Origin of the sequence: Endozoicomonas sp. G2_1, from assembly GCF_017744155.1 — a bacterium.
Taxonomy (GTDB): Bacteria; Pseudomonadota; Gammaproteobacteria; order Enterobacterales; family Alteromonadaceae; genus JAGHQT01.
In genome coordinates this window covers 222,552-234,832 of record NZ_JAGHQT010000004.1, presented here as the reverse complement: position 1 = coordinate 234,832, position 12,281 = coordinate 222,552, and the positions used below count along the sequence as shown (strand labels likewise).

General features: G+C 43.3%; 10 protein-coding genes. 1 reads left to right on the top strand and 9 read right to left on the bottom strand.

The window, feature by feature from the left end; genetic code table 11:
* Nucleotides 1–12: 12 nt before the first annotated feature.
* Nucleotides 13–1,092, top strand: coding sequence for an efflux RND transporter periplasmic adaptor subunit (locus J7384_RS07760; RefSeq protein WP_209112719.1), 1,080 nt, complete (start codon nucleotides 13–15; stop codon nucleotides 1,090–1,092).
* A 104-nt stretch (nucleotides 1,093–1,196) separates the two neighbouring features.
* On the opposite strand, the gene J7384_RS07755 is transcribed toward J7384_RS07760, so the two are convergent.
* From J7384_RS07755 to rplS, 9 genes are all read right to left on the bottom strand, one after another.
* The gene (locus tag J7384_RS07755) at nucleotides 1,197–1,709 is read right to left on the bottom strand and encodes a hypothetical protein (protein WP_209112717.1); all 513 of its coding nucleotides are present in this window, start codon (nucleotides 1,707–1,709) and stop codon (nucleotides 1,197–1,199) included.
* A gap of 30 nt (nucleotides 1,710–1,739) precedes the next feature.
* On the bottom strand, nucleotides 1,740–2,444 hold the full coding sequence (gene phoU, locus J7384_RS07750; protein ID WP_209112715.1) for a phosphate signaling complex protein PhoU: 705 nt from the start codon (nucleotides 2,442–2,444) through the stop codon (nucleotides 1,740–1,742).
* A gap of 33 nt (nucleotides 2,445–2,477) precedes the next feature.
* Entirely contained in the window at nucleotides 2,478–3,293 is an 816-nt protein-coding gene (gene pstB, locus J7384_RS07745) for a phosphate ABC transporter ATP-binding protein PstB (RefSeq protein ID WP_209112713.1), read from the bottom strand.
* A 135-nt stretch (nucleotides 3,294–3,428) separates the two neighbouring features.
* Nucleotides 3,429–5,114: a phosphate ABC transporter permease PstA gene (pstA, locus tag J7384_RS07740; RefSeq protein ID WP_209112711.1), complete on the bottom strand. Its 1,686-nt coding sequence runs from the start codon at nucleotides 5,112–5,114 to the stop codon at nucleotides 3,429–3,431.
* Nucleotides 5,115–5,123: 9 nt separating this feature from the next.
* The gene (locus tag J7384_RS07735) at nucleotides 5,124–7,553 is read right to left on the bottom strand and encodes an ABC transporter permease subunit (RefSeq protein WP_348523854.1); all 2,430 of its coding nucleotides are present in this window, start codon (nucleotides 7,551–7,553) and stop codon (nucleotides 5,124–5,126) included.
* A gap of 317 nt (nucleotides 7,554–7,870) precedes the next feature.
* On the bottom strand, nucleotides 7,871–8,509 hold the full coding sequence (locus tag J7384_RS07730; protein ID WP_209112709.1) for a DUF1080 domain-containing protein: 639 nt from the start codon (nucleotides 8,507–8,509) through the stop codon (nucleotides 7,871–7,873).
* A gap of 40 nt (nucleotides 8,510–8,549) precedes the next feature.
* Nucleotides 8,550–10,502 carry an acetate--CoA ligase gene (gene acs, locus J7384_RS07725; protein ID WP_209112707.1) on the bottom strand — a complete coding sequence of 651 codons (1,953 nt, stop codon included), beginning with the start codon at nucleotides 10,500–10,502 and terminating at the stop codon, nucleotides 8,550–8,552.
* 180 nt (nucleotides 10,503–10,682) lie between these two features.
* A complete protein-coding gene (locus J7384_RS07720; RefSeq protein ID WP_209112705.1) occupies nucleotides 10,683–11,567 on the bottom strand; it encodes a bile acid:sodium symporter in 885 nt (294 codons plus the stop codon).
* A 355-nt stretch (nucleotides 11,568–11,922) separates the two neighbouring features.
* Nucleotides 11,923–12,276, bottom strand: a complete 354-nt coding sequence (gene rplS / locus J7384_RS07715; protein WP_209112703.1) for a 50S ribosomal protein L19 — start codon at nucleotides 12,274–12,276, stop codon at nucleotides 11,923–11,925.
* Nucleotides 12,277–12,281 lie beyond the last annotated feature (5 nt).

Genomic DNA, 12,281 nt, shown 5'->3' with positions numbered 1-12,281 from the left:
TAAGGAAAAATCATGAATAAATTAATCAAAGCTGCCATTGTGGTTATTGCCAGTAGCAGTATTTACCAGCCGGCACTGGCTGCTGAGCAATCAGACAAGGCAACACCCGGTCAATTGGTCGGTGTCGAAACCGCCAAACAACAAGAAGTTAGCCCAAGCATTTGGCTACCCGGTAATGTTGTTAGCCGCGCTAACACACCGATTTCAGCAGAACAAACGGGGCAGTTACTGTGGCTAGAAGAAATAGGAAGCCAAGTAGAACAAGGGCAAGTAATTGCAAAAATAGATAACCGCTCGTTAAAACTGCAGCTCAATCGCCAGCGAGCGCAAGTGAAACAACAACAAGCTGAAGTGGCCTATTTAACCAAACAAAAAAAGCGGATGTCGGCACTCAATCAAACCAATAACACCGCTTTAAGCGAGTTAGAGCGAATTGAAAAGGACTTAGCGGTAGCCCAAAACGAAGTAACAGCGTTAACTATGCTGGTAGAGCAAACCAAACTCGATATCGAGAAATCGACAATCAAGGCACCATTTGCTGGCAACATTAGCCAACGCTTTGCCAATTTAGGTGAATTAGTCAGCCCGGGTCGCCCATTATTGCAATTAGTCGACACCAAACATCTAGATATCAGAATTGCCGCGCCGCTGTCGATTGCGCCATATCTAAAAAGCGCCAACAAAGTCTTGATGAAATCAGAAGATCGGTTAATTGAGCTGCCAATACGGACTTGGAGCCAAGCTGGTGAGCAAAACTCTCGTACCTTTGATGTTCGCCTCGCTGCCGATAACTTGCCTTTACTGACAGGTTCAGCGGTGACTGTTGCCTTGCCAAAACAAAGACCGACGCAAGCAACCTTAGTGCCTCGAGATGCTTTGGTTTTGCGAGAACAAGATATTTATGTACTCACTGTTGACCAACAAGAACAAGCACAAAAAGTCAGTGTATTAGTTGGTCAAGGTGTTGGCGATTGGGTTGCGGTATCGGGCAATGTCAACCCTGGTGACACGGTAATTGTTCGAGGTGCTGAGCGTCTGCAAGCCGGTCAAAAAGTGCGGATTGATAAAACCTTGGTTGCTAAGCTGAATTAGTCGTCGAATCAATGGTGCGAGATAGCTGAGAGTATAAGCATAATCGTCTTACTCTCAGCTTTTTATTTTAAACACTTTATTTACATGAGTTTTAGCTAAAGCGACTACTCACCGCGCTGTTTCAACAATGTGAACGTATAACTGTAACCGTACAGGCCACTAAAAAAGATACTGGGCGCAACGGTTAGCCATAGGTTTGGCGTTTGGTTAATTACGTTGACTAAAATTACTAAACACGCCTGTACTGATAGCGGTACCAAAGGCGCAAGCAAGGTACCTGCGACGCACTTACCTTTTAAATATCCGGCAGAAACATCGAGTGCTTCATTAAAGGTATTCAAAATCGCTAGATTGTGGCGAGTTTTAGAATGCACTGAGCACAACACTGGCACAATAAAAACCAGTGAAAAGCAATTACCACCAAACTTTGCTACCGCTTTTTCAAGGCCAAGGGTAAACAATAAGGTCACTGTTGCACTAAAGCTGCCTTGAACAATAGCCGAGCGCAGCACCATGCTTTGCTCAACACCGTCAATATTGTTTGCCCAATAGGCCCAAGCAAAATAAAAAGCAAAAGCGACAATAGCCGACCACAGTAGTCTCAGTTTTGATGACATTAAATGACTCCTACCACAGCAACAAAAGTATTAAATCAGTTTTTTGATATCTTCTGCACTGGTGTGACGAACAACCTTGCCCTTGACGAAGTAAATAATGTATTCACAGATATTTTGACAACGGTCACCAATGCGCTCGAGTGCTCGCGCTGCCCAAATTACCGTCATCAGCTGAGGTACTGAGCTCGGATTTTCTGTCATATGAGTCATTAACTGACGCATTAATATTTCGTATGACTGATCTATTTTTTCGTCAGTTTTATGGGCTTTTAATGCGGCTTTAACATCCATTCGGGTAAAGGCATTTAAAGTTGATTGCAAAAGTGCCAGTACTTCGTGACCTAAATCATCAACACTGAGTAGTAAGTCTCGTTGTGGCCCCGATAGGCTTTCTAGCGTAACCTGCGCAATACGTTCGACTTCGTCACCAATGCGCTCTAAATCGGCGACAGTTTTAACAATCGCCATAATCAAACGCAAATCACCCGCTGCTGGCTGGCGCTTAGCGATAATACGGGTGCACTCATCGTCAATACTGACGTCGAGCTTATTAATTTGATAATCGTTCTGCAGTACCTGTTGGGCAAGCTCTCGATCGGCTTGTGAAATTGATTTTAAGGCGTCACTCAGTTGCTTTTCAACTAAGCCTCCCATATGCATAGCTTGATTAATCACATTTTCTAAGTCGTGATTAAACTGGCCGGAAATATGACGGCCAATATTTGCATTATCCATAACTTCCCCTGCTTACTTCAACTCTGGCCAAACCTATCCGTAGCGGCCGGTAATATAGTCTTCTGTTTGTTTTTTTACTGGTGTCGTAAACAGCGTATTGGTATCGCTGTATTCAATCAAATCGCCCATGTACATAAACGCGGTTTGGTCGGAAACACGGGCAGCTTGCTGCATGTTGTGGGTAACTATTACCACAGTAAACTGCTTTTTCAGATCGTTGATCAATTCTTCAATCGTTAAAGTTGAAATAGGATCTAGCGCCGATGTTGGTTCATCGAGCAAGAGTATTTCAGGCTCAATCGCAATCGCTCGCGCTATCACTAAACGCTGCTGTTGACCTCCAGACAAACCCAGTGCACTTTCGTGTAATCGATCTTTAACTTCATCCCATAATGCCGCACTACGCAATGACTTTTCAACCACTTGGTCTAAAACACGGCGATTTTTTTCCCCGGTAATGCGCAAACCATAGATGACATTTTCATAAATACTCTTGGGAAACGGGTTTGGCGTTTGAAACACCATACCAACCCGGCGACGCAGCGCAGCAACATCAACGTGGCGATGATAAATATTGTCACCATAAAGGTTAATCTTGCCTTCCACTCGACAATCATCAACTAAGTCGTTCATCCGATTAATACAGCGCAACAGTGTTGATTTACCGCAACCACTCGGCCCGATAAAGGCGGTTACTTGCCCTTTTGGGATCGACATCGAAATATCGCGCAACACTTGCTTTTCACCGTAGAACAAATTCAGCTTGTCTATTTCTAACGCGATTTGCTCTGTCGCATTAGCAGTTGTGCTATTAGCTGCTGTTATACTGACTGAGTTAGCTGAGTTCATTTATTTCGCTTACCTGTTACTAAAATCGTTAAGTCTCGTTAGTATGACTTAGCGGCTGTTATCCTGTTAGTTTACGGCACTAGTGGCTTATTGTACTAGCGGCCTATTGTAATAATGGCCTGTGGTTTTGATACGCTATTGCTCTAGGGCTCGATACTTCTCACGCAGTCGGTTGCGTATCGCCACCGCACCAACGTTCAGTGCCACAATGATTGACACCAATAACAAGGCGGTTGCGTAAACCAACGGCCGCGCCGCTTCAATATTTGGACTTTGAAAACCAACGTCGTAAATGTGAAAACCAAGGTGCATAAATTTGCGCTCTAAATGCAAAAACGGGAAATCACCGTCTAACGGCAAACTCGGGGCAATTTTCACCACACCAACCAACATCAAAGGGGCGACTTCACCTGCTGCGCGAGCGATTGCCAAAATAATGCCGGTCATAATCGCCGGGCTGGCAATGGGTAAAATAATTCGCCATAGAGTTTCTGCTTTAGTCGCCCCTAACGCTAAACTACCGTGGCGAAGTGACGAAGGAATGCGCGCTAAACCTTCTTCTGTCGAGACGATCACCACAGGCAAGGTTAAAATGGCTAATGTCACCGCCGACCACAGTACTCCTGGTGTGCCAAATGTCGGGGCTGGCAAGGCTTCACCAAAAAATAAGTTGTCAATTGAGCCACCGACTAAATAGACAAAAAAGCCAAGGCCAAAAACGCCATAGACAATCGACGGCACACCGGCCAAGTTGATAACCGCTATCCGAATCACTCGAGTAAAGGTGTTTTTACCTGCGTATTCGTGCAAATAAATCGCGGCAACCACACCAAAAGGCGAGACGATAATGGTCATCAATAACACCATTAACACAGTGCCAAAAATAGCAGGAAAAACGCCGCCTTCGGTATTGGCTTCTCGTGGCTCATCACTGACAAAAACAGCTAGCTGTTTAAGGAACAAGCCGACTTTATCTAACGTCGTGAGTTGATTGTTGTAGGTAATTTGCAAAATATCGGCAAAATCTAAACTCACTTGTCGACCATTGGCTGCGGTGACAATAATTTGGTCACGCATCAATTGCTCACGTACGCTATTGAGAGACTGTTCAAAGGCGCGATAGTTTTGCTCAAGCACCGCTCTTTGCTGATTAATCTCTTGTTGCGTATTCTGGTCAAGCTGATTTTTCATCAGCAATTTACGCTCATGCAAACGCAAGCGTTCCAGCTCAAAGTTAACTGAACGAATTTCACCGCGCTCTAATTTTTTAACTTGCTGTTGTAAATTTCTCGCCCTTGCCAACAACAAGGGCAATTGACTGAGTTCAACAACTTGCCCCCCGGACACAATAGCGTCGATAAAACCGTAAAAGTCGCCGTTTTTGCGCCTTTCAATGACTGCGATGTGCTCAGGGCTCGATTGTTTGACAATCGAGCCTTGGAACAACCAGCGAAAGTCTAAATTGGTTAACTCGCGATTGCCGGTTTTAATTAATATGCGTTCAAGCGTTTGCTGCTCGTTAGTTAAATGTTCCCCGCTAGCCTGTTCAGAATCGGCAGATTCTGACGATAAAAACGGTAAATTCAAATGAGCGACTTGCGCATATGGCACTTGTTCACGGTCGTATATTTCACCGATAACACTTTGTGTTTGGCCCTGCTCATCGGTAAAGTCAAATTGATAGACCTCTGCCGGCCAAAAGTATGACAATCCGCGAGAGGCTATTAGCCATAATAAGCCAAGCACGGCAATCAAACTAAAACTAACACCAGCGGCTGATAGCCAAACCCAAGGAGAACCTGATTTATACCAAGATTGCATCAGTATCCCCTACAACGAACTGTACTTATCTCTTAACCGCTGACGAATCAGTTCGGCTAAGGTATTGAAGATAAATGTGAAAACGAACAAAACAAAGGCCGCTAAGAACAACACTCGATAATGAGAACTACCGACTTCTGATTCCGGCATTTCTATCGCAATATTAGCTGCTAAGGTGCGCATACCTTGCAACATATTCCAGTCGAGAATTGGTGTGTTACCGGTTGCCATTAAGACAATCATGGTTTCACCAACGGCACGCCCTAAGCCCATCATAATCGCGGAAAAAATGCCCGGACTTGCAGTTAACAGCACCACTGTAATTAAGGTTTGCCAAGGTGTCGCGCCCAACGCCAAAGCGCCGCTAGTTAAGTGTTTCGGAACACTAAAAATAGCGTCTTCAGCAATCGAAAAGATGGTTGGAATAACAGCAAAACCCATCGCAATACCTATCACTAAGGCATTGCGCTGATCGTAGTCGATGCCTAAGTATTCAGTGACGTATAAACGCATGTCGCCGGCAAAGAACCAAGCTTCAAATGTTGATGAAAATTTAAAGGCAAAAACGCTCACTAAGATAATAAACGGAATAAGAATTAACGGCGACCAGCTCTCTGGTAGCATTAATTTCCAATCTTTCGGTAACTTATGCCAACCAAAAGCTACCAGTAATACGGTAATCGGCAGAATAATCAGCAGCAACAAAACTGCTGCTAAGTATTGTTCAATAATTGGCGCTAACCAAAGGCCTGCTAAAAAGCCCAGTATCACCGTTGGCAATGCTTCCATCATTTCGATAGTTGGCTTGACCTTACGACGCAACTTCGACGGCATAAAATAAGCAGTATAAATAGCGGCGGTAATCGCAATTGGAATCGCAAAAATCATCGCGTAAAACGCTGCTTTTATGGTACCAAATGAAATGGGCACCAGTGAAAACTTGGCTTCAAACTCGTCTGAACCTGAGCTTGACTGCCAAACATAAGCGGGCTCTGGATAGTCTTCATACCAAACGCGTTGCCACAGTGCTCGCCATGTGATTTCTGGGTGCTGATTATCAACGCTAAACAAGGTCAATTGGCTTCCACCTTGCTCAGACAGTTCACTCACTAGCAAGGCATCGGCACGTGGTGAAATGGCGATCGCCAGTGACGTTTGTTGAGCAACTTTACCACGCCAAAGATCCGCCTCACTGGTGGTGTAAAAAATACCGAGGTCTTGCTCGCTATCAAGAGTGAAAAAGCTCTTGCGAAACAGCTCAGGGTAAATCGCGACAATGGCATTATCGCCCACGTCGAACTGGCGTATTTCTTTGAATACGCGACCGCGTGAGGTCATGACTTCAAACCACTGACTTACCTCACCCTTGCTTGAACCAAATAAGATTGAGCTACTGCCCGACAACAAGCTCATGGCACTGATATTTGCTTTATCAGTCAAACTGCTGAACGGTTGAAACTGACTGTGTAGGAACTCGCGATTATAACGCTCAATATCAGCACTGAGTTCAACCGCCGCACTATTTTCAGAAGAAAGAATACTTGCTGTATTTGATTCGCTCGATTCGTTCAGCATTTGGCGGCGCTCGGCTAAATCATTAAGCCGATACACCGACACAAGGTTGTGATCGCGCACAATCGCCAAACTTAAATCAGGGGTAATTAATAGCTGATCAGCATTCACTTCTTTCGCTAGCTCGTGATAACGAATATTAAGTGCAGTGATGCCTGCAGCAGGTTGCTTTTGTTTTTGTTTTTGTTTTTGTTTTTGTTTTTTTGAAATAGTGGTAACAACTAAGCGCTTGTCTGACGTTAGTGTGACAAAGCGAGAGCGACCTTGCTCGGTTGCATAACTGAACAACTCAACCTTGGCCTGATTTGGCACAAGATCAAAACCTTGCTTGCCAATAGGATAATCGAGCCTAGGCTGTATTTCTTGGCTGTCGGCAAGATATCGGCTAATGAACTTTACATCGACTAAATTGACTTGGCCATCGCTATTGAGCAAGGCAAATTTATTGTTTGCTGAACGCACAATATCAACAACAGGATTGTTATTGACGGCAAGCGGCTCATTACCCGCTAACGAGCTCGACAATATGTTGGTGCCAGAGCGATGAAAGTCAGAATCAACAAGTTGATAAAAGTCTATTTGTCCATTTTGTCTGACTTGATAAGCGACTTGTTGATATTCGTCCAAGCCAATAAATGCTATTGAGCTATTAGTATGATTAACTTGGCTAGTGCTGTCGTTATTAACCAGGATGGAAGCAAGCGCGTCAACCTCAACATCGTCAAAAATCGGTTTAATCACGTACAGCAAATACAAGAAGATAAATACTAAGGTAAACAGCACACCAACCCCGCCAAGGGTAATAAAATAGCGCGCGAGTTTGTTTTTCAGCAAACGAGATTTTGCTGAACCTGACCTTAGAGTCACAAGTAAGCCTTAATAACGAAAATGATAAAATTAGCAATGGTAAGTTAATCAGAGGATTGTATCGCATATAGATGACACTTTTGTGACAACACAAAACTACAACCCAGTTCAATAAAGACAAAAATTCTTATAAATCATTATGATAAACATAAAACAATGACAAAGAGTGTTTTTTAAACTATAACAAACACACCAAATAAAGCCCCTAAAAATAAAAAAAACGCATAAGGAGCTTATGCGTTTTTCATCAAACTGTACTCAAACTATGCTGAAATAATCATTACGTCATCGGTGGTACATGGCTAATGTGCGTTAGATTATGGAGTAAGCGGCGTAAGTTCAATATTGCGAAACTTAATCATTCCCTGTTTAAAGCGTTGCAGTGCGACATAACCGCGCTTAGCCCTGATATTATCTTTAATTTGATAATCGGCCACCAATACGCCATTAATTTTAGCTTGAATACGATTGCCTTGCGCAATAATCAAATATTGATTCCACTGGTTTAGCGTTTCTACTTTGGCTAACGGCGTTGCCAGCTTAACAATAGCGCCTGTGCGATTTTTTTGGTTAGGGTGCTGATCCCAAATATTGAGCTCAAAACAGCCATCAGCACTTAGCCTGTCAATACTGCCACAGCGAATAAAAACACCTGAATTGACTTCGGCATCTGGCCAAAACTCTAGACTCAATTCAAAATCTCGGTAAGCCTTATCCGTGATCAAATAGCCTTTTTCACCAGCCTCATTAGTGGTTATTTCGCCGTTTTTCACTAACCACTGAACATCACCTTGCTGACGCCACCCGCTGAGATTTTCGCCATTAAACAAGGTCAAAACTCCGCCCTGCTCCGCCAATTTTGGTCCAGCTTGCTGAGTTTGATTACTACAAGCAAAAAGTGCTAGCGCAGTAATTCCTGAAAATAACGCTGACAATAAAAACCTTTTATTTTTCATTACCTTGTTCCAAATAAAGTTAAGCCAAAACCTAGTTCACTTATTGGTGAACAATTCTATTGTCAATTAAGTGCTCAACTACAGCTGGGTCCGCCAAGGTTGAAGTATCACCTAAGTTTTCTAATTCATTTTCAGCAATTTTGCGCAAAATGCGACGCATAATTTTGCCCGAGCGTGTTTTAGGCAAGCCCGGTGCATATTGAATGTAGTCAGGTTTAGCAAAACGACCTAATTCTTTAGCGACAAACTCTTGTAGCTCGGTGATTAAGTCATCTGACTCATGAGCACTGTTCATCAAAGAAATATAAGCGTAAATACCCTGCCCCTTGATTTCATGGGGGTAACCAACCACCGCAGCTTCAGCAACAGCTGGGTGTAACACTAAGGCACTTTCGATTTCAGCAGTCCCCAAGCGATGACCAGAGACATTTAACACATCATCAATACGACCTGTGATCCAATAAAAGCCGTCGCTATCGCGTTTGACGCCATCGCCGGAAAAATAATTGCCGGGGTATTGACTAAAATAAGTATCGTAAAAGCGTTGTTGGTCACCGTAAACAGTGCGCATTTGCCCTGGCCAACTGCCAGTCATCACTAAGCGGCCGCGATTTTCGCCTTCGAGTAACTCACCTTCTTTTGACAGTATCGCCGGTTGAACACCAAAAAATGGCTTACCTGCAGCGCCGGGCTTCATATCAACAGCGCCGGGGAGCGAGGTAATTAAAATGCCGCCAGTTTCGGTTTGCCACCAAGTGTCAACGATTGAGCATCGACTGTTTCCAACAATTTCGTAATACCAATGCCAAGCCTCAGGGTTAATTGGCTCTCCAACGGTGCCGAGTAAGCGAATTGACGATAAATCTGAACGTTCAACTAATTCATCACCCAAGCTCATTAATGCTCTAATCGCGGTTGGCGCGGTATAGAAGATATTAACTTTATGCTTCTCACACACTTGCCAGAAACGGCCAGCATCTGGGTAAGTAGGCACGCCTTCAAAGACTAATGTTGTCGCACCATTGGCTAATGGCCCGTAAAAAATATAAGAGTGGCCGGTTATCCAGCCGGCATCAGCGGTACACCAATACACTTCGCCATCTTGATAATCAAACACGTATTTATGGGTCATGGCGGCATACAAAATATAGCCACCGCACGTGTGCAACACCCCTTTGGGCTTACCCGTAGAGCCCGAAGTATAAAGAATAAACAATGGATCTTCGGCATCCATCACTTCGGGTGTACACTGTGCAGGTAAATTGGTGATCGCCTCTTGGTAATGAACATCGCGCTCAGCTTGCCAGCAGTCTTTGACCGATTGTGCGCCAGTGCGCTCAACGACAACAACAGTGTGCACTGTATCTAGGTCATTTATGGCGGCATCAACATTGGCTTTCAGCGGTATTATCTTGCCGCCGCGCACACCTTCATCCGCAGTAATCACGACCTGACAATCGGCGTCTTGAATCCGCGCTTTAATTGACTCACTAGAAAAACCACCAAAAACTACCGAATGAACCGCACCAATGCGAGCACAAGCTAACATTGCATAGCCTGTTTCAGGAATCATCGGCATATAAATACAAACGCGGTCGCCCTTTTTAACACCTCGTTGCTTAAGCAGATTGGCAAAGCGAGCAACATGATCGTGCAGTTCTTGGTAACTGACGGTTAAATCATCGCTGGGTTCGTCACCTTCAAAGATAATCGCGGTATCATTGGCCTTTTCGGGTAAATGGCGATCAATACAATTGTAGCTAACATTGAGTTTGGCACCTTTAAACCAACTAATTTCTGCTTTGTGGTAGTCAACGTCACTGACGCTCTGCCAAGGTTTATACCAGTCGATAAATTCTTTGGCTTGATCAGCCCAAAAGGCGTCGGGATTATTGATAGATTCTTGATACATGCGCTCGTAGGTTTGCGCATCGATATGAGTGTTAGCTTTTGCCTGCGAGGAAACTGGGTACAGGCTCTTTAATTCATTCATGCTTGCTCTCTGTTGTTTGGTCAACTTGCATCGTTTACATTGTTATCATTAGTTAGTCATTTCGCTAACTTAGTCACAACTTTGACACTCAACAATAGGTGTTTCAAGCACAATTTGCGCTTTAACAGAGATTTATCTTCTTAAAAACAATCATCTGTTAAAGCGGATTAAACTGGTTGCTTATGCTGTTGCAACAACCGATTTAGGGTTCCAGTTTCTAAAAAATAGAATAAAGACGATTGCTACTAAATACATAGTAATTGAGTAGACTGCAGCTGGCATTGCGAGCTCGCCAACAAAGCCAGTTGCGCCGGTAATGGTGGCAGCCAAAGCGATAGCCAATGGTGAGTTTTGAATACTGCTTTCAACAGCTAAGGTTTTGCTCTCTCTAATGTCTAGTCCAAATAAACGGCTAGTAATTAGTGAAAATACCACAAGAACAAACGGCATTAACAAAATGCCCGTGCCAATTTGAGCAAAGTTAGCAACTAACCTTTCAAAAACGTTGGCAACGGCCAGAGCTACAATGATGACCCAAAGTACCATAGCAATTTTTTCTAAAACACTTTCTAACTTAATCGCTAATACTGACTTGTAGTGACGCAACACAACACCAAGCACTACTGGTGTCGTTGTTACAACAAAAGTAACAATACTCAAATCGAAAAATGAAAATTCAATGGCGTCTTCCCCCATAAAATGAGTGATGGCCCACGACACTAACGCTGGTACGGTAAGAAAAGACATAACACTGACGATGGCAGTGAGTGATACTGATAAGGCAACATCAGCTTTTGATAGCTTGGAGATAATGTTACTGGTAACACCACCAGGACAAAAACTCAAAATCATTAAGCCTGCGGCGAATACTGGCGGGAAATTAAATAAATAAACAATCGCTAAGGCACAAAGTGGGACAAAAACAACCTGACAACAAATGCCAATAGCGAAAACGTAAGGTCGATCGATGATTCTTTTGAAGTCAGCTAGCGTTAGCCCAACACCAAGAGAGAACATGATAACGGCCTGTGCAAACAACAAAGCCGGTGTAATTAAAGCTTCCATAAAACTACCAAATTGAAACAATTTGCTGATATTCAAAAATAATACTAATCAGCTAGTTATAATAATTTTTAATATTTTCAGTCCCGAAATAACAGGTGTTACTTACTAGACATTTAATCAGCATATAAAAAAAGGGAAAGCTTCGGTAATTAATAGTTTAGCTAGGGGGTAGAAACTTTTGGCATAGCACACAAGCTAAATTCATGGAAAAAAGCTGGCTTGACGTTTAATAACCAAATACCGGTTAACGAAGTACTTGTTAAAAGCGCTTTTAAATTGAATGTACAAAGGAGCGGGTATAAAAAAACCAGTTGGCAAGCCAACTGGTTTTTTCAAAGCAATAGTAAAGCAAGCCTTACTTCTTAGCCAACTTCTCTTTGATACGTGCAGATTTACCTGAACGCTCACGTAAGTAGTAAAGTTTAGCTTGACGAACATCACCGCGACGCTTGACTGTAATAGAGTCAATTAATGGGCTATGTGTCTGGAATACACGCTCAACGCCTACACCGCTAGAAATTTTGCGAACGGTGAAAGCCGAATGTAAGCCACGGTTTTTAACAGCAATAACAACACCTTCAAACGCTTGAAGACGCTCTTTATTACCTTCTTTTACTTTAACTTGAACAACAACAGTGTCTGACGGAGCAAACGCTGGCACGTCTTGTTTCATTTGCTCTTGTTCGAGCTGCTTAATAATATTACTCATATTTA

Coding starts and splice junctions, on each gene's coding strand:
- rplS (WP_209112703.1), bottom strand. CDS start 12,276: ATGAGTAATATTATTAAGCAGCTCGAACAAGAGCAAATGAAACAAGAC.
- acs (WP_209112707.1), bottom strand. CDS start 10,502: ATGAATGAATTAAAGAGCCTGTACCCAGTTTCCTCGCAGGCAAAAGCT.
- pstB (WP_209112713.1), bottom strand. CDS start 3,293: ATGAACTCAGCTAACTCAGTCAGTATAACAGCAGCTAATAGCACAACT.
- J7384_RS07720 (WP_209112705.1), bottom strand. CDS start 11,567: ATGGAAGCTTTAATTACACCGGCTTTGTTGTTTGCACAGGCCGTTATC.
- phoU (WP_209112715.1), bottom strand. CDS start 2,444: ATGGATAATGCAAATATTGGCCGTCATATTTCCGGCCAGTTTAATCAC.
- pstA (WP_209112711.1), bottom strand. CDS start 5,114: ATGCAATCTTGGTATAAATCAGGTTCTCCTTGGGTTTGGCTATCAGCC.
- J7384_RS07755 (WP_209112717.1), bottom strand. CDS start 1,709: ATGTCATCAAAACTGAGACTACTGTGGTCGGCTATTGTCGCTTTTGCT.
- J7384_RS07760 (WP_209112719.1), top strand. CDS start 13: ATGAATAAATTAATCAAAGCTGCCATTGTGGTTATTGCCAGTAGCAGT.
- J7384_RS07730 (WP_209112709.1), bottom strand. CDS start 8,509: ATGAAAAATAAAAGGTTTTTATTGTCAGCGTTATTTTCAGGAATTACT.